Here is a 17,105-nt window from a genome sequence, read left to right as displayed (position 1 = left end):
TTCAATCAGCGGCCGGAGCTCACCCATCCGGGCAAAAACGGAGAAAATGCGCTGAAGTTCGCTCCGGCGGTAGCGATTGCTCCGCCACCTCATTCCATGAAGCCCTGCATCCTGCTGATCGAAGACGACAGCGACATGCGCGAGCTGGTGGCAGGCCACCTGGAGCATGGCGGCTTCGACGTACAGCGCGCCGAAGACGGCATCAAGGGCCAGGCCCTTGCTCTTCAATACAGCCCTGATCTGATCCTGCTGGATCTGATGTTGCCCAAGGTGGACGGCCTCACCCTCTGCCAGCGGCTACGGCGCGATGAGCGGACTGCCAAGATCCCGATCCTGATGCTCACGGCCCTCGGCAGCATCAAAGACAAGGTGAGCGGTTTCAATTCCGGCGCCGACGACTATCTCCCCAAGCCCTTCGATCTCGAGGAGCTGATGGTGCGGGTTAAGGCGCTGCTGCGCCGCAGCGACCATGCCCCCCTATCCACCAAGCACAACGAAATCCTCAGCTACGGCTGCATCACCTTGGTACCGGAGCGCTTTGAAGCCATCTGGTTTGACGAGCCGGTGCGCCTCACCCACCTGGAATTCGAACTGCTGCACTGCCTGCTGCAGCGCCACGGCCAAACCGTGGCCCCTTCCCTGATCCTCAAGGAGGTGTGGGGCTACGAACCTGACGACGACATCGAGACCATCAGGGTGCACGTGCGCCACCTACGCACCAAGCTCGAGCCCGATCCCCGTAAACCCCGCTTCATCAAAACGGTGTACGGCGCCGGCTACTGCCTGGAGCTACCCAGCGAACGCCAAGCCCAGGCCAGCTGATCAGATCCCGGCCAACTCCAGCAGGGCCACTTCCCAGGCCAGCCGCGGCTGCACGTAGGCGCGCAGCTGGCTGCGCAGGAGTTCCAGACGCTGGAGCTGGGCCACCGGGGCCTGCCGCCTCCATAACGCCAGCTGCCACCAGCCAAGCAGCCATAGCTGTTGTTCAGCATCAAGGGCCTCGGCCAGATCCCTTGCCAGAGCCAGGGCCTGGAGGGGCTCCGCAGCTGCTGCCAAATCCAGCAACCTTGCCGCCAGCCCCTCAGGCAGGGCTGCCCAGGCCTGGCGGCAACGCAGCAGGCCTCCCGGCGAACCCGCAGCCAACTCCAGCAGTTCAGCTGAATCGGCCGTTGGGGCGGGCTCACCGCAGCGCTCCAGCACGACCGCCAGCTGCTCGGAGCTGAGCCGGGTGAAGGGGATCTGCTGGCAGCGGGAGCGAATCGTGGTGAGCAGCTGCTCTGGCTTCGCCGCGATCAGGATCAACAGGCCCTCGCCGGGCTCCTCCAGGGTTTTGAGCAAGGCATTGGCTGCCCCCTCCGCCATCGCCTCGGCGTCCTCCAGCACCACCACACAACCCCTGGCTTCCACGGCCCGGCGGGATAAAAAGCGCGAAACGTCGCGAATCTGCTCAAGCCGCAGCTGGGGTGCAGCCCGCCGCGCCAAACCCAGCTCCTCGGCCTTGGAAGCCGGCACCAACTGGCCTTTGTCCTGATAGGTGGGCTCGACCCAGAGCAGATCCGGGTGGTTTCCCTCCTGCAGACGCCGGCGGATACCGGCATCGCCCTGAAGCCCTGCCAGCACACCCTCCAAAAAGCGCAACGCCGCCAACCGCCGCCCGACGCCATCTGGGCCGGCAAACAGATAGGCCGGCGCCAGCCGCCCCTTAACCAAGGAGGCCTCGAGCAGGGCTACGGCCCTGGTCTGACCAAGCAGGTCCTTAAACAGGGCCGTCATGGGGGCGAACCAGCCGCAAGCTCGGCCAGAAAGCCGCAGCAGGCTGCCGCCACCTGCTCCGGTGCCCCGGTGGCATCAACCCGCCGCCAGCCCCGCCCTGCGGCCAGGGCCGCAAAACCCTCGATAACCCGCTGCAGAAAAGCCTCACCGCTGGCCTCGATGCGGTCGGCAGTGCGCTCACCGCGGCGGCGCAGGGATTCGGCCAGGGGCAACTCCAGCCAAAGAGTGAGATCGGGGGCCAGGCCTCCCGTAGCAAGCTCCTCCAGCTGGGCGATACGGGCCAGGTCGAGGCCGCGGCCATAGCCCTGATAGGCCGCCGTAGAGCCGCTGTAGCGATCGCTCAGCACCCAATGGCCGGCCGCCAGAGCCGGCCGAATGCATTGCTCCACATGCTGGGCCCGATCGGCGGCGTAGAGCAGCAGCTCGGCCATTGGCTCCGGCGCCGCCTCACCTGGGGGGTGCAGAAGCAGCTGACGCAGGGCGGCCCCCAGGGCAGTGCCACCCGGCTCCCGGGTCACCAGCAGCTCGGCCCCGGGGGCCAGCAAGCCACTGGTGGGCAACCAGCGGCGTAGAGCCTCGATCTGGGTGCTCTTGCCACAGCCATCGATGCCCTCAAGCACCACGAACCTGCCTTGGGGAGCCACTGCCGACTCTGACACCTGGAAATCAGCTGTCATAGTCCCTCCCATCCTGCAACAACAGGGCATTTGCCACCACCGTGATCGAGCTAAGAGCCATCAGCAGGGCAGCCAGCGGCGGGGTGAGCAATAGCCCAAAGCCGGGCAGCAACACGCCGGCCGCCAAGGGCAGCACGATCAGGTTGTAACCAAAGGCCCAAGCAAGGTTTTGGCGCACCTTGGCCATGGTGCGGCGGGCCAGCAGCAGGGCCCGCACAATGCCGTCGAGCTGCTCGCCCATCACCACCAAATCGGCGCTGTCCTGGGCGATCTGGGTGCCCGTGCCAACGGCGATGCCAAGGTCTGCCGCAGCCAGGGCTGGGGCGTCGTTAATGCCATCACCCACCATCGCCAGGGCGCCGTAGGCCGGATGCTTCAGGATGCGCTCCAGCTTCTGCTCGGGCCGCAGTTCCCAGGCCAGCTCGGCCTCAGCCAGACCAAGCCTGCGGCCCAGCTGCTGCACCGGCTCACGCCGATCACCACTAAGCAGGCCAAGCTCCAGATCCATGCCCCGCAAGGCTGCCAGCACCGCCGCCGCGTCCGGGCGGGGCTGATCATTGATTGCTACTAATCCGAGCAGGCCCAGCTGGTCGTCGGCCAAAGCCAGAACACTGGCCCCTTGACACTCGAGCAGAGCCTGGCGGGCAAGCAATTGGGCTGAGGGCGCCGGCTCCACCCAGGCCAGCCGTCCAACCCGCAACCTCCTGCCCTCAACCAAGCCCGCCACGCCTTCACCGGCTGTGGTGTGGGAATCACCCAGCTCAAACAGCGCCAGATCACGGCGTTGGGCTTCCTGCAGCAAGGCCTGGCCCAGGGGATGGCGACTGCCCGCTTCAAGACTGGCAGCCAGTTGCACCAGCCGATCGGCATCAAGATCAGCGAGGGGCTCCACCGCCGCCACCAAGGCACGCCCCAGGGTGAGGGTGCCGGTTTTATCGAACAGCACAGCCTGGAGCCGGGCAGCGGTTTCAATCGCATCACCACCGCGAAACAGCAAACCCTCCCGGGCCGCCCTACCGGTGCCCACCGTGATGGCGGTGGGGGTAGCTAGGCCCAGGGCGCAGGGGCAGGCCACCACCAACACCGCAATTGCTAATTGCAGGGCCAATGCAAAGGGGGTTTCGGCGCTGGTGCCGAGCACCCCATGGCCGGCGTGGCCCCCGGCATGACCGGCCGCATGGGGGGAGTTGAGCACCTGGGGCCAGATCTCGGTGCCTAGCAACCACCAAAAAAGCAGCGTCGCCACCGCTAAAGCCAGCACCACCAGGGTGAAACGCCCGGCGATCCGGTCCACGAGGGCCTGAATTGGCGCCTTGCGCGCCTGGGCCCGCTCCACCAAATGGATGATCCGGGCAATGGCGCTGTCGGCCCCACGGCGACTCACCTCCAGCACCAAGGGCGCTTCCAAATTGAGGCTGCCGGCAGCGAGCTCGCTGCCGGCAGCGGCCTGCAGCGGAAGCGGTTCGCCGGTAAGGCCTGAAACATCCACCGCCGAGCAGCCCTCCAGCACCACGCCATCAACTGGCACCCGGTCTCCGGGCAGCAACCTGACGCGGTCACCGGGGCGCAGGCCGCCAACCCGCACAGGACGTGACGGCCCATCGCCAAGCAGCAGCAGGGCGGTGTCAGGTTGGAGCTCAGCGAGCTGCTCGAGGGCACGGCCGGTGCGAAAGCGGGCCCGTTCCTCCAAAAAGCGGCCCAGCAGCACAAAGCCAAGCAGCATCACCGGCTCATTGAAAAAGCAAGGCCAGCCGGTTTGGGGCCAAAGGAAGGCCACCAAGCTGGCCCCATACGCACTGAATACCCCCAGCCCCACCAGGGTGTCCATGCTGGGCAAGCCGGCCAGAGCTCCCTGGATTCCCCGCACCAAAATTGGCCGCCCGGGCCCTGCCAAAGCTGCAGTGGCGACCAAGGCGTGAATCCAGAGGTCACCTAGCCCCGCCCCTGGCAGATGGCCGAGCACGGACACCAGCAGCAGTAGCAGGGCCACCACCAGCTGGCGCCACTGCTGCCACCAGCTGCGCGCCCGCAAGCGCTCCCGACGACTCGAAAACTCGATTTCAGTGGAGCGCAGTCGCGCCTGGAAACCCAGCTCTGCCAAGGCCTCAACCAGGTTCCCTTGATCCGCTTCCGCAGAGGCGAGATCGACCCAGGCAGTGCGGGTTAAGAGGTTGACGCTGGCCTGGCGCACCCCGGGCTGATCCAGCAGGCGCTGCTCCACGGCCCGCACGCAGCCACCGCACTTCATCCCCTCGATCTCCAGCAGGAGGGGCTCCAGCAGAGGCGGCTCCTGGAGCGAGTGCAAGGCCAAGCAGGTAAAGGAGTCGGCTCAGGCTAGGGACATCCGCCAGGATGGGCCCACGAAGTCCGCAGCCCGAGCCCGTGCCCCGCAGTCAGCGCAACGACAACTTCATCGATAAGAGCTTCACGGTGATGGCCGACTTGATCCTCAAGGTGCTGCCCACCAACCGTCGCGCCAAGGAGGCCTTCGCCTACTACCGCGACGGCATGAGCGCCCAGGCCGACGGCGAATACGCAGAAGCCCTTGAGAACTACGAGGAGGCGCTAACCCTCGAGGACGACCCCAACGACAAGGCTTTCATCCTCTACAACATGGGGTTGGTGTTTGCCTCAAACGGTGACCACGCCAAAGCGCTTGACTTATATGGCCAGGCCCTGGATCTCAACAGCAAGATGCCCCAGGCCCTCAACAACATTGCGGTGATTCACCACCACCTGGGCTCAATCGCCGAAGAGAGCGGCGATGCCGATGAAGCTGATCGCTGTTTCGATCAGGCAGCCGACTTCTGGGGCAAGGCGATCCGGCTGGCACCAAACAACTACATCGAAGCCCAGAACTGGCTCAAAACCAGTGGCCGTGGCAGCGTCGACGTGTATTTCTGAACCGGATTAACCCCGGTCGTCGGCCGGATTCACCCCCAGGGCGGCTACCAGCGCCTCAGCCACGCCACCGGCTTCAAGTAGCTGCAGACCAAACCCAGCGGCCGCCTTGGCCAGGCCCGTGCCCCTCGGCACCACCGCCCTGGTGAAGCCCAGCCGCGCCGCCTCCTGCAGCCGCAGCTCCAGCTGCCCCACGGGCCGCAGCTGGCCGCCCAGACCCAGCTCCCCCACCAGCACCGTGCCGGGCGGCAGGGTGAGATCGCGGTAGCTAGCCACCACCGCCGCGGCCACGCCGAGATCCGCCGCGGGCTCCTCCACCTCCAGCCCACCGGCCACCGCCAGGTAGCAGTCAAAGCGCGAAAGGGGCAGGCCCAGGTGCTTTTCGAGCACGGCCAAGATCTGGTGCAAGCGATTAACGGCGATGCCGGTGGCGCTGCGGCGCGGGCTGGCGTAACTGGTGGTGCTCACCAAAGCCTGCATTTCCACTACCAGGGGTCTGGTGCCCTCGCAGGCCACGATCGTGGCGGTGCCGGCGCTGGGTTCATCGCCGCCGAGAAATAGCTCGCTGGGGTTGGTCACCTCGGCCAGGCCCCGATCACGCATCTCGAAAACGCCCAGCTCATGGGTGGCGCCGAAGCGGTTTTTCACCGCCCGCAGCAGCCGGTGGCTCGCAAAGCGGTCGCCCTCAAAGGTCAGCACCGCATCAACCAGATGCTCGAGCACCTTCGGGCCCGCCAGGGCGCCCTCCTTGGTCACGTGGCCCACCAGCAGCAGGGCGGTGTCCTGGCGCTTGGCGATGCGGGCCAGGGCGGCGGCACATTCCCGCACCTGGGACACCGAACCAGGGGCGCTGCCCAGTTCGGCGTCATGGAGGGCCTGAATGGAGTCAATGATCGCCACCGCTGGCCGCAACGCCTCCAGCTCCTGCAGCACCAGCTCCAGATCGGTTTCAGCGAGCAGCTGAAAATCAGCCCCAGCTTTGGATTCGCCAGCTTCTGGTTGACCAGCTTCTGGTTGAGCAGGAGACGCCTCGGCCAGGCGACGCCAGCGCAGCTTCACCTGCTGGGCCGACTCCTCTGCACTCACGTAGAGCACCGACGCCCGACCCGCCATAGCGCGGGCGCTCTGCAGCAGCAGGGTGCTCTTACCAATTCCCGGGTCGCCGCCCACCAGCACCAGGGAGCCGGGCACCAGGCCACCGCCCAGCACCCGATCGAATTCGCCGTAGCCGCTGCTAAGCCGCTGCAAGGCCCGCTCGCCCACCGCTTGGATCGGCTCGGAGCGTCGCGGCTGGCCGGCGACAACGGCTTCAGCGGCAGCAGCCTCGGCCACCGGCCGCCGGCGCCGACTGTCGGCCGCCGGAGCAGCTTTTTGCTCCACCAAGGTGTTCCAGCTACCGCAGCTGGCGCACTTGCCAAAAAACTGGCGGGCCTGGGCTCCGCAGCTAGTGCAAACAAAAAAAGTGCTGGGCTTGGCCACGAACTAAGGGCTGAGGAGAGAGGGCTGTATGAAGAAAGGTGGCATTGAATAAATTTCGCCCCCTCCCGCCTTTTCAGTGGGGGCTACCTGATGTAGCAGCCCGGCTGCAGTGATGACGGCATCCGCCCCAACCACCACCCTCGGGAACAATCACGGCAAGGAAATAATCCTTGTCGTCGACGACGAAGCCAGCATCCGGCGGATCCTGGAGACCCGGCTATCGATGATCGGTTATCAGGTGATCACAGCCTGCGACGGCATCGAGGCCCTGGAATTGTTCAAGACCACTCAGCCGGATCTGGTGGTACTCGACGTGATGATGCCGAAGCTTGACGGCTATGGCGTCTGCCAGGAGCTCCGCAAGGAATCGGATGTGCCGATCGTCATGCTCACCGCCCTAGGCGATGTGGCAGATCGGATCACCGGCCTCGAGCTCGGCGCCGACGACTACGTGGTGAAACCCTTCAGCCCCAAGGAGCTGGAAGCCCGCATCCGCTGCGTGCTGCGCCGGGTGGAGAAGGAGTCCATCGCCGGTTCTCCCAATTCCGGGGTGATCACGGTGGGCGAACTGCGCATCGACACCAACAAGCGTCAGGTGTATCGAGGTGATGAGCGCATCCGCCTCACCGGCATGGAGTTCAGCCTGCTGGAGCTGCTGGTGAGCCGCAGCGGCGAACCCTTCAGCCGGGGTGAAATTCTCAAGGATGTGTGGGGCTACACCCCGGAGCGTCACGTGGATACCCGGGTGGTGGATGTCCACATTTCCCGTCTGCGCTCCAAACTGGAGGATGATCCTGCCAACCCCGAGTTGATCCTCACAGCTCGCGGCACCGGTTATTTGTTCCAACGCATCGTTGACGCCGTTGCCTCCGAAGGGACCTGAAAAGCGCGCCAAGCCCAGCCGGGCCATCCGCCGGCTGGTGATCTGGTATCGCCGCAACGCGGCGGTAACCAGCCTGGTGGATAGCGCCACTTCTGCCGCCAGCTCCGCCGCCAACACTGCTGGCAATGTGGCTGGCACCGCCACCAGCGTGGCCGGCAACATGGCCAACACGGTGCTGCAGCCGCTGGTGTTCGACCCCCTACGCCGCCTGCAACGGGGCCTGGGCGGACCGGGCGAAGACACTCCGATCAACGACTCCGACCGCCTCTGGGTAGCGGTGGATGGCATGGGTGGGGACCACGCCCCTGGGCCAATTCTGGAGGGCTGCCTGCGGGCCGTGGAATTGTTGCCCCTGCGGGTGCGTTTCGTGGCCGAAACGGCCCTGCTACAGGCCGCCGTGACCGCCATGGGCCTCCAGGACGAACTCAACGAAGCCGTGGCTCGCGGCCTGATCGAGCTTGTGGCGAGCGGCCCCTCGGTGGGCATGAACGAAGAGGCCACGGTGGTGCGCAAGAAGCGCGACGCCAGCATCAACAAGGCCATGGATCTGGTGAAGCAGGGCGAGGCCACGGCGGTCTATTCCGCTGGCAACTCCGGCGCCGTGATGGCTGCGGCGATATTCCGGCTGGGCAGACTCAAGAGCATCGATCGCCCAGCCATCGGCGCCCTATTCCCCACCAAAGACACAGAACAGCAGGTACTGGTGCTCGATGTGGGCGCCAACATGGATTGCAAGCCCGCCTACCTGCACCAGTGGGCGCTGCTTGGACACATCTACAGCCGTGATGTGTTGCAGGTGGCCCAGCCCCGCATCGGCCTGGTGAATATCGGCGAAGAGGAGTGCAAGGGCAACGAGCTCTGCCTGCGCACCTACTCCCTGCTGGCAGAAGAAGAGCGCTTCACCTTCGCCGGCAACTGCGAAGGGCGCGACATCCTCTCGGGCCAGTTCGACGTGGTGGTGTGCGACGGCTTCACCGGCAACGTGCTGTTGAAGTTCCTGGAATCCGTGGGCAGCGTGCTGCTGGATGTGATCAAAGAGGAACTGCCCAGGGGCCGCCGCGGCAAGGTGGGCTCGGCCTTCCTGATCAACAACCTGCGCCGCATTAAAAAACGCCTCGACCATGCCGAACATGGCGGCGCCCTACTGCTCGGGGTTAATGGGGTATGCGTAATCGGCCATGGCAGCAGCAAGGCTCTCTCGGTGCTCAGCGCCCTGCGCCTGGCCCACTCCGCCGCCAGCCACGGTGTGATGGCCAACCTCCACGCCCTCAGCGAAGCGGGCAGCCCCGAAGCGCCAGTCGCCTGTGATTGACTGAGCCAACTGTGAACCTTTCCCGGTGTCGCTCGGCGGAGTCAACACACCAGAACTAAATGCAACGGGCCTGCTGGGCATGGCCTTAGTTGGATGCGGCAGCGCAGTGCCAGCCGCCAGCATCACCAATCAGCAACTCAGCGAGAGGGTTGACACCAATGACGAGTGGATCCGCACCCGCACTGGCATTGGCGCCCGCCGGATCGCAGGCCCCAGCGAATCCCTCACCTGCCTAGCCAGCCGCGCCGCCCAGGCCGCCCTCGACCATGCCGGCTGGAGCCCAGACGATGTCGACCTGATCCTGCTGGCCACCTCAAGCCCCGACGATTTATTCGGCACGGCGCCGCAGGTGCAGGGGGCCTTAGGCGCCAGACGCGCGGTGGCCTTCGATCTCACCGCCGCCTGCAGCGGCTTTCTGTTTGCCTTGATCACCGCCAGCCAGTATTTGGGCAGCGGAGCCATGAAGCGGGCTCTGGTGATCGGCGCCGATCAGCTCAGTCGCTGGGTCGACTGGGACGACCGCAGCACCTGCGTGCTGTTTGGCGATGGTGCCGGCGCCGTGGCAGTGGAGGCTTGCGGAGCGAAAGACAACGGCCTACTGGGTTTCCGGATGCGCTCCGACGGCAGCCGCAACGGCTGCCTAACTCTTGCCCAGCTGGATAAACACGCACCCCTGCTCGGGGAGCTCACGGCCCAGCGGGGCGGCTTTGCCCCGATCCAGATGAACGGCCAAGAGGTCTACAAATTTGCGGTGCGAGAGGTGCCGGCAATCCTCAGCGAGTTGCTGGAAGCCACCGGCACCGCCCCCGAGCAACTCGACTGGCTGCTGCTGCACCAGGCCAACCAGCGCATCCTCGACGCCGTTGCCGACCGCTTCGCCATAGACCACAGCCAGGTGCTGAGCAACCTGGCCCTCTACGGCAACACCTCGGCCGCCACGATTCCATTAATGCTCGATGAAGCCGTCAAGGACGGCCGGGTGCAGCCTGGCCATCTGCTGGCCAGCAGCGGCTTTGGCGCCGGCCTTAGCTGGGGTGCGGCTCTCCTGCGCTGGCAGGGCCCCACCGACTGAGACCTAATCTCCTGCCGACTTAGTTAGAGGGTGAAGGCATGGGCATTGCCTGGGTGTTTCCTGGCCAGGGCTCGCAGAAAGTGGGCATGGCAGAGCCGGTGCTGCAGCTGCCTGGCGCCCGGGAGCGTTTCGAGCAAGCCTCAGCCCTGCTGGGCCGGGACCTGCTGGCGATCTGCTCAGGCACGGGGGGTGGCGGCGACTTAAGCGATCTCAACGACACCCGCAACACCCAACCGGCCCTATTTGTGATTGAAAGCCTGCTGGCAGAAGCCCTGCAGGCCCAGGGACGGATGCCCCATCTAGTAGCTGGCCACAGCCTGGGCGAGCTGGTCGCCTTGCATGTGGCGGGGGTGTTCGACGTCGCCACCGGTCTGCAGCTGATGAAAAGCCGCAGCACCTTGATGGCCGCTGCCGGCGGCGGTGCCATGACGGCGGTGATGGGCTTCGAGCGGAGCGAACTGGATGACCTGGTGGCAGCCACCGAAGGGGTGGTTGTTGCCAACGACAACAGCGACGCCCAGGTGGTGCTCTCCGGAAGCGCCGAGGCGGTGGCAGCCGTCAGCAGCAGCTTGAAGTGCAAACGGGCGATTCCCTTGGCCGTTAGCGGTGCCTTCCACTCCCCCTTCATGGCGGCAGCAGCCACCGCCTTTGCCACCGAGCTGGAATCGGTGGCCTTCGCCGATGCGGCGATCCCCGTGCTCAGCAATACCGATCCCAGCCCCGAAACCAACGCCGCCGCGCTCAAGGCCCGCCTTGTGCGTCAGATGACCACCGGCGTGCGCTGGCGTGAAACCATGGCGCAGTTCGGGGCTCTGGGCATCGATATCGTTGTGGAGATTGGACCTGGAGCCGTGCTCAGCGGCCTAATCAAACGCAGCTGCCCGGGCATCCAAACCGCCCAGATCAGCAGCGCCGCCGACCTGGCCCTATGAGCCAATCAAGCCAGCCGCCGGCCCTGATCCGCACACCGCCGCCGAGCCTCACCTACCGGCTGATCAGCTGTCTGCTGGTGTTTCCGATTTACCGCTTGTTGTTTCGCGGCCGCACCGCTGGCAATGGCAACGTGCCAAGGCAAGGGGCTTTGGTGGTGGTGGCGAACCACGGCTCCCACCTTGACCCACCCCTACTGGGCCACGCCCTTGGCCGGCCAGTGGCCTTCATGGCCAAGGCAGAGCTGTTCAGGGTGCCGATACTCGGCGCCATCATCCGGGCCTGCGGCGCCTACCCGGTGTCCCGAGGTGCCAGCGACCGCGAGGCCATCCGCACCGCCACCAACCGCCTGCTCGAGGGTTGGGCCACCGGCGTATTCATCGACGGCACCCGCCAGAGCAATGGCCGGGTGAATGATCCCCAGGCTGGCGCCGCCCTGCTGGCGGCCCGAGCCGGCGTGCCCCTGCTGCCAGTGGCGATCATCAACAGCCACCGGGCCCTGGGGCCTGGGCAAGCGGGGGCACGGCTACTGCCCATTCACATCCGCATTGGCACGCCAATTGCACCACCCGCCTCACGGCGGAGAGCCGACCTCGACGTCGCCACGGCCGCCTGTCAGGCCCAGATCAATGCTCTGCTCGACCAGGGTTTGATCAATGGCCGCCAGCTGGGCCCAGCTGGCCAGGCAGGCGAGCTGCCGCCCAGTCCTTGAGGTCTCTGCCACTCAGCACCCACAAGGCAGCCCGGAGTCCATCGCCCCACACCTTGCGCCGCCCCTCCGGCTGACATTTATCACCACAGGAAACCGGCACCGGAGTGAGGTGGATGCCGCGGCTGCCGGCCACGATCCTTCCCACCAGCAGAGCCCGGTCCATGTGGTCACTGCTGGTGACTAGCAGGGCGTGGCGGATGCGGGCTTGGCGCAGATCGTCCACCAGGGAGGTGAAATTGGAAAGGGTGTCGCGAGCTCGGTAGTCGAGCTGCACCTGGTGGGATGGCAAGCCCTGGCGTTGCTCAAACAACCAATGAGCATATTCAGGATTACTGCCGCCACTGACCACCACCGGCAATCCCCGGCGGGCCGCCAAAGCCGCCGCCTCCCGCTCCCGCGCCAGATCGCCGCCCAGCACCAGGATCATCTGGGCTGGCGGGGGCGCCGGCCACCACCAACCGCGCGACAGCCAAAGAAAACCACCAGCCAGCAGCAGCGCCACCAGCCCCCAGGGGCTGGGGCGAGGCCGGCGAGAGCGCCGCTTGCGGGAGCGCCCCTGAACACGGCGAAGGGGAGGGCGCTGCAGCGGATCGGGTTGGGACACCATCAGAGCCCCGCAACCGGCGAAGTGGGGTAGGAGGGCAACACGGGCTGCCAGGGAGCTGCCAGGCCCTGATCTGCCGCCTGCACGCTTAGCTCAAGCAATTGCTCAACGTCGTTGGGCAGCAGGGCCGCGGCGGACAGCTGGGGACCCGGCGGCAAGGGCGTATCTGGGGCAAACAGCCGGGGCGCCTGCAACTCGATGATGGCGCGATCTGGGCCAGCAGGGGCATAAAGCCCAGCCACCACGCCGCGGCGCGGCAGCTCCTGCACCAACCAGGTTGGCTCGCCAATCCCCAGCCGCCGGGCCACCAGCAAAAAGCTGCCCACGCCGTCGAGGGGCAACTGCAACTGCTGGGCCAAGGTGCGGGCCAGCACCACCGTGAGCCGGGTGCCGGTGAACCCGCCTGGACCAGTGGCCACCGCCAGGCGGCTGAGCTGGGGCCACTGCTCAGCTGGCAATAGTTGTTCAATGCAGCTGAACAGCTGGTTGGAGAGCTCGCGGCCGAGAGGAAAGGCGCGCACCACAGTGCGGCCCGCCAGAGCGCTTGGCCCGTCAAGCCAGCGAACTCCTACACCGAGCACCTTACTGGAGCTGTGCAAGGCCAAAACGGCAGCCATCAGCTTGTCCTCATCGCGGCAGGGCTGCGCCTGGGCAGAGACGCTGCCAGCGGCCCACATCCCGCTGAAAACTGCCGCAGGCGCGCACGTCCCACTCCACTCCCACCCCACCTGCGGGAAGATCCTGCACCTGCACGTGAATGCGTGGCTCGGTCGGGCTGAGATCGGGCTCCAGGCAGAGGTGGGGCGCACCGTGCTGACGCTCCACCGCGTGGTAAGCCTGACAGCGGTCGACCCAGTGGCAATCCACGCAGATGCACATGCTGCCCAGGCGGAGCCAGGGACCCATTGTGACGGCTCACCGCCCCACTGGCGAGGTGGCAGAAGAGCTGTGGCAGCGCCTGCTGGCCGAGCCCTGGCCCCTTCCCCGAGAAGCCCTGCCACCTGGCACGGCCCTGGTGGGCGGCGCCGTGCGCGATGGTCTGCTGGGGGGCCTGGAGCGCCAGCCGGACCTGGACGTAGTGGTGCCTGGAGATGCCCTAGCCCTGGCCCGCCAGCTGGCCAGGGACCATGGCGGCACCTGCGTGGTGCTGGATGCGGAGCGCAGCATCGCCCGGCTGGTGCTGGGGGGCTGGAGCCTCGACCTGGCCCGCCAGGAAGGTTCAAGCCTGGAAGCAGACCTGAGGCGCCGCGACTACACAATCAACGCCATCGCCCTGCCCGTGCCCGCCGCCGGCGCCGCCGCGGCAGCCCTGGTGGACCCCACCGGCGGTCTCAATCACCTGGGCAGCCGTCAGCTGGTGGCGGTGAGCGAAGCAAATCTGCTCGCCGACCCCCTGCGCCTGCTGCGAGGCATCCGCCTGGCCTGCTGCCTGAACTTTGAACTAGACCCCACCAGCAGCCGCTGGATTGAATCCCATGCCAGCCAGCTCGCCCAGGTAGCCGGCGAACGGGTGCTGGCGGAGCTGGAGAAATTGGCCTGCGCTGCCTACGGAGAAACGGGCCTGGCCCTGGCCCTGGAATGCGGCCTACTAGGGAGTTGGGGCGCCGATGCCACTATCAGCGGTACAACTGAGACGGGTGCCGCCGCCCTAAGCGCACTGGGCCTGAATCAAGCCCAGGATCGGGGCCTGGAAGCCGAAGAAATCTCTTGGGCCCTGCCTCTTGCGCGCCTAACTGCCCTGCTGACACCTGAAGCCCTGGCCGGCCTGCGCAGCAGCCGCAGGCTGCAGCAACGCAGCCGGGCCCTGCGCCACTGGCGCCAGGAGCTGGGCTCAGTGGGTGGCTGGGATGGGCTACCGGAGGCTGGACGCCTGGCCCTATGCAGCGCGTTGGAGGCCGATCTGCCCGCCCTGCTACTGCTGCTCCCCCAGTCGGGGGCGGGCCTACTGGAGCGCTGGCGCCTGCCAAGCGACCCCCTGTTCCATCCAGCGCCGCCCCTAGATGGCCTCAGCCTGCAGCAGGAGCTGGCGATTCCCCCAGGCCGCCTGCTGGGGCGCCTGCTCGCACACCTGACCCTCGAGCGAGCTTTCGGGCGCCTGGTTGCAGGGCCCGAGGCCCATGCTGATGCCCGCGCAGAAGTGCTGGCGGCGGCACAAAGCTGGTGGCAGCAACACGCACGGGAGGGAAGCGAGGACCGGCGGCGTGATTAACTTTCTGATGTAAAGGCGCTTCGAGAGGCTTCTCCTCGCCTGCAGAAAGTTTTCTTCCCCCTTCCCCATGAGCATTCGCCTCTACGTCGGCAACCTGCCGCAGACCTTTGATGCCAAGGAGCTCGAGGCTCTGTTCAGTGCCGTGGGTGAAGGAGTCCGTTTCAAGGCCGTCAACGACCGCGACACCGGCGCTTGCCGCGGCTTCGGCTTTGCAAATGTCGAAGATCAAAAGACTGCCGAAACCGTGATCGAGCAGCTCAACGGCAAGGATTTCGGTGGCAATGCCATGCGCATCGAAATCTCTGAGCGCAAGGACAGCCGCAGCCCTGCCCCCGGCGAGCGTCGCCCCGGCGGCGCGGCTCCCACCGCTGCCCGCAAGGCCGTCAACAAGGTTGTGCACGCCGACAACGTCGATAGCGAAGCTCCCGATCCCCGCTGGGCCGGCGAACTGGCCAAGCTCAAGGACCTGCTGGCTAATCAGAAGGCTGCTGTCTGAGCCAAGCACTTACTGATACGGATCCGATCCCCAGCGACTGGAACTGGCAGGGACATCGGATCCACTTGCTTGCAGCGGGCTCGCCGAGCAGCACCGACCGGGTTGTGCTTATCCATGGCTTTGGGGCGTCTGTGGGCCATTGGCGCCACAACCTGCCGGCCCTCGCTCCCCATGCCCGGGTGATCGCCCTCGACCTGCTGGGCTTTGGCGCCAGCGATAAGCCTGTTTCGCGATTAGCTCAAGAGCCGCCAAGGCAGGGCGCTGTTCAGTACTGCTTCGACCTCTGGGGCCGCCAGGTAGCCGACGCGGTGAGGCAATTGCTTCTGGCCGAACCTGGCAGCGGCCCAGCCCAGCCCCGCGTGCACCTGGTGGGCAACTCGATCGGCGCGATGGTGGCCCTCACCGCCGCCAGGCTGCTACTGGCAGAGGGTTTCCCACCCTTTCAGGTGATCCTGATCGACTGCGCCCAGCGCACCCTCGACGACAAACGGGCGGCCCAGCTGCCCGGCTGGGAACGGGCCAGTCGCCCCCTGGTGAAGCAGCTGGTGCGGCAGCGCTGGGTGATCGCACCCCTGTTTCGCCTACTGGCTCAGCCGGCCTTCATTCGCAGCGTGCTGGCGCAGGCCTACCCGAGTGGTGCCCACATCGACGATGAGCTGGTAGCCCTGCTGCACCGGCCCAGCACCGATCCAGGTGCCACGGAAAGTTTTCGCGGCTTCGTCAACCTATTTAACGACCACCTGGCCCCCGATCTGCTGGCCGACCTAAGCGCCGCCACACCGGCGCTGCCGGTGCGCATGATCTGGGGGGAAGCCGATCCCTGGGAGGACCCAGCCGAGGCGCGCCGCTGGGCAGAGCAATACTCCTGTATTCAGGATCTACGCGTGCTGCCAGGACTTGGACATTGCCCCCACGACGAAGCACCTGAGCTGGTGAATTCAATTCTGCTGGAGTGGATTAAAGGCGGCGCTACTCAGCGCACCTGAGCGACCAGATAGGAAAAAGGTAGATCGAATAGCTTGCCAGCCCTAGGCACAAAGGCTCGCTTGTTAAAAACGTCGTAGTGGTGCTCCTCAATTACATCAAGAATGCCCCTATATAGCCGTAGCGATGCCCATACGGGCCATCGAGCGTCGGGAGCAAGCCAGCGCACGCCTGACTCTGAGCGGGCAAACCACATTCGAGCTCTCTCCAGCTGGAATCGCATCAGCGCACGCCAATTGTCGTTAACAGTGCCGGCAAGCAATTCGGCTTCACTATAACCAAATCGCTCCAGATCTTCCTGGGGAAGGTAAATACGCCCTCTAGAACGATCTTCGCCCACGTCGCGAAGAATGTTGGTGAGCTGGTTGGCGATGCCGAGGGCTACAGCTGCGTGGGAGGTGTCCGGCCGATCACTCCAAGGCGCGCTTGTATAGGCAGGATCCAATCCCATCACCTCCTGAGTCATCAGGCCAACAGTGCCTGCCACCCGGTAGCAGTAGAGCTCTAGATCTTCAAAGGTGGGGTAACGGTGCAGGCGCAGATCCATCCTCTGACCCTCGATCATGTCTAAGTAAGCCTGCAGGGGCTGGGGGTAACGCTCCATCGTGTCCCGCATAACCAGATCAAGACCATCGCAAACCTCGCCAGCAAACAGGGCCCTAGTGCGCTCCTCCCAGGCATCTAGGCGAGCTGCCAGCTCTGCCACAGGACGGGCTTGGGCCTCCGCACTATCCATCAGCTCATCTGTGCGGCGGCACCACACATAAATCGCCCAAATCGCCCGGCGCTTGGCCGGCGGCATCAACAAGGTGCCCAGATAAAAGGTCTTAGCCCACTCGGCCGTCTCCTGCCGGCAGGCCTCATAAGCCTTCTCCAAATTTGGGAGCGAGGAAACCACCACGACTAGACCGCATTACCAATCGCCTGGGCACACTGCTTACCGCTGAGCACCGCCCCCTCCATTGAGGCCAGGTAGCGCTGCATGGTGTAGCAGCCGGCCAAGAAGAAGTTGGGGATCGGCGAGGCTTGATCGGGCCGCAGTTGCTGGCAGCCAGGCACGGTTTTGTAAACCG

19 protein-coding genes are annotated in these 17,105 nt (G+C 65.7%); 10 read left to right on the top strand and 9 right to left on the bottom strand.

All coding sequences use genetic code 11. The features are described from left to right. Positions 1-96: 96 nt before the first annotated feature. The gene (locus tag KBY85_RS07035) at positions 97-822 is read left to right on the top strand and encodes a response regulator transcription factor (protein WP_254935582.1); all 726 of its coding nucleotides are present in this window, start codon (positions 97-99) and stop codon (positions 820-822) included. On the opposite strand, the gene KBY85_RS07030 is transcribed toward KBY85_RS07035, so the two are convergent. From KBY85_RS07030 to KBY85_RS07020, 3 genes are read right to left on the bottom strand one after another with little or no spacing between them, the layout of a single operon-like run. Beyond that, positions 823-1,773: a DNA polymerase III subunit delta' gene (locus KBY85_RS07030; protein WP_254960818.1), complete on the bottom strand. Its 951-nt coding sequence runs from the start codon at positions 1,771-1,773 to the stop codon at positions 823-825. After that, entirely contained in the window at positions 1,770-2,450 is a 681-nt protein-coding gene (gene tmk / locus KBY85_RS07025; protein WP_254960817.1) for a dTMP kinase, read from the bottom strand. The genes KBY85_RS07030 and tmk overlap by 4 nt, the downstream gene beginning before the upstream one ends. Beyond that, entirely contained in the window at positions 2,440-4,761 is a 2,322-nt protein-coding gene (locus KBY85_RS07020; protein WP_396121823.1) for a heavy metal translocating P-type ATPase, read from the bottom strand. Before KBY85_RS07020 ends, tmk begins: the two co-directional genes overlap by 11 nt. Before the next feature lie 71 nt (positions 4,762-4,832). On the opposite strand from KBY85_RS07020, the gene KBY85_RS07015 reads away from it, so the two are divergent. After that, positions 4,833-5,354: a photosystem I assembly protein Ycf3 gene (locus tag KBY85_RS07015; RefSeq protein WP_254960815.1), complete on the top strand. Its 522-nt coding sequence runs from the start codon at positions 4,833-4,835 to the stop codon at positions 5,352-5,354. Positions 5,355-5,360: 6 nt separating this feature from the next. Here KBY85_RS07015 and radA read toward each other — a convergent pair whose 3' ends face one another. Then, positions 5,361-6,830: a DNA repair protein RadA gene (gene radA, locus KBY85_RS07010; RefSeq protein WP_254960810.1), complete on the bottom strand. Its 1,470-nt coding sequence runs from the start codon at positions 6,828-6,830 to the stop codon at positions 5,361-5,363. Between the two features lie 112 nt (positions 6,831-6,942). On the opposite strand from radA, the gene rpaB reads away from it, so the two are divergent. The 5 genes from rpaB (at position 6,943) to KBY85_RS06985 (ending at position 11,739) form a co-directional block, all read left to right on the top strand. Then, positions 6,943-7,713, top strand: a complete 771-nt coding sequence (gene rpaB, locus KBY85_RS07005; RefSeq protein ID WP_254941379.1) for a response regulator transcription factor RpaB — start codon at positions 6,943-6,945, stop codon at positions 7,711-7,713. Continuing rightward, positions 7,694-9,025, top strand: a complete 1,332-nt coding sequence (gene plsX / locus KBY85_RS07000) for a phosphate acyltransferase PlsX (RefSeq protein ID WP_254960809.1) — start codon at positions 7,694-7,696, stop codon at positions 9,023-9,025. Before rpaB ends, plsX begins: the two co-directional genes overlap by 20 nt. A 79-nt stretch (positions 9,026-9,104) precedes the next feature. Then, positions 9,105-10,097 carry a beta-ketoacyl-ACP synthase III gene (locus KBY85_RS06995; protein WP_254960853.1) on the top strand — a complete coding sequence of 331 codons (993 nt, stop codon included), beginning with the start codon at positions 9,105-9,107 and terminating at the stop codon, positions 10,095-10,097. 38 nt (positions 10,098-10,135) lie between these two features. Continuing rightward, positions 10,136-11,029: an ACP S-malonyltransferase gene (fabD, locus tag KBY85_RS06990; protein WP_254960807.1), complete on the top strand. Its 894-nt coding sequence runs from the start codon at positions 10,136-10,138 to the stop codon at positions 11,027-11,029. Next, a complete protein-coding gene (locus KBY85_RS06985; RefSeq protein ID WP_254960806.1) occupies positions 11,026-11,739 on the top strand; it encodes a 1-acyl-sn-glycerol-3-phosphate acyltransferase in 714 nt (237 codons plus the stop codon). The genes fabD and KBY85_RS06985 overlap by 4 nt, the downstream gene beginning before the upstream one ends. Here KBY85_RS06985 and KBY85_RS06980 read toward each other — a convergent pair. The 3 genes from KBY85_RS06980 to KBY85_RS06970 are packed head-to-tail and all read right to left on the bottom strand — an operon-like array spanning position 11,681 to position 13,222. Further along, complete coding sequence (locus KBY85_RS06980) at positions 11,681-12,346, bottom strand: YdcF family protein (RefSeq protein ID WP_254960804.1); 666 nt, start codon at positions 12,344-12,346, stop codon at positions 11,681-11,683. The genes KBY85_RS06985 and KBY85_RS06980 overlap by 59 nt on opposite strands. Beyond that, the gene (gene tsaB, locus KBY85_RS06975) at positions 12,346-12,960 is read right to left on the bottom strand and encodes a tRNA (adenosine(37)-N6)-threonylcarbamoyltransferase complex dimerization subunit type 1 TsaB (protein WP_254960803.1); all 615 of its coding nucleotides are present in this window, start codon (positions 12,958-12,960) and stop codon (positions 12,346-12,348) included. The genes KBY85_RS06980 and tsaB overlap by 1 nt, the downstream gene beginning before the upstream one ends. A gap of 10 nt (positions 12,961-12,970) precedes the next feature. Continuing rightward, on the bottom strand, positions 12,971-13,222 hold the full coding sequence (locus KBY85_RS06970; RefSeq protein WP_254935639.1) for a Ycf34 family protein: 252 nt from the start codon (positions 13,220-13,222) through the stop codon (positions 12,971-12,973). A 28-nt stretch (positions 13,223-13,250) separates the two neighbouring features. On the opposite strand from KBY85_RS06970, the gene KBY85_RS06965 reads away from it, so the two are divergent. The 3 genes from KBY85_RS06965 to KBY85_RS06955 all read left to right on the top strand — a co-directional run bounded on the left by KBY85_RS06965 (position 13,251) and on the right by KBY85_RS06955 (position 16,034). Beyond that, entirely contained in the window at positions 13,251-14,552 is a 1,302-nt protein-coding gene (locus KBY85_RS06965) for a CCA tRNA nucleotidyltransferase (protein WP_254960802.1), read from the top strand. 67 nt (positions 14,553-14,619) lie between these two features. Next, complete coding sequence (locus KBY85_RS06960; RefSeq protein ID WP_106632655.1) at positions 14,620-15,048, top strand: RNA-binding protein; 429 nt, start codon at positions 14,620-14,622, stop codon at positions 15,046-15,048. Between the two features lie 65 nt (positions 15,049-15,113). After that, entirely contained in the window at positions 15,114-16,034 is a 921-nt protein-coding gene (locus KBY85_RS06955; protein WP_254960801.1) for an alpha/beta fold hydrolase, read from the top strand. On the opposite strand, the gene KBY85_RS06950 is transcribed toward KBY85_RS06955, so the two are convergent. Both KBY85_RS06950 and KBY85_RS06945 read right to left on the bottom strand, forming a co-directional pair. Beyond that, positions 16,022-16,933 (bottom strand): phytoene synthase, encoded by a 912-nt coding sequence (locus KBY85_RS06950; RefSeq protein ID WP_396121822.1) that lies wholly within the window; start codon positions 16,931-16,933, stop codon positions 16,022-16,024. The two genes, KBY85_RS06955 and KBY85_RS06950, sit on opposite strands and share 13 nt — an antisense overlap. A gap of 2 nt (positions 16,934-16,935) precedes the next feature. Then, the coding region (locus tag KBY85_RS06945) for an FAD-dependent oxidoreductase (RefSeq protein ID WP_254960851.1) at positions 16,936-17,105 on the bottom strand (170 nt) is incomplete at its 5' end.

It is taken from the genome of Cyanobium sp. BA5m-10 (assembly GCF_024346255.1).
Classification (GTDB): Bacteria; Cyanobacteriota; Cyanobacteriia; order PCC-6307; family Cyanobiaceae; genus Cyanobium_A; species Cyanobium_A usitatum.
This window is presented reverse-complemented; position numbering and strand designations above follow the sequence as displayed.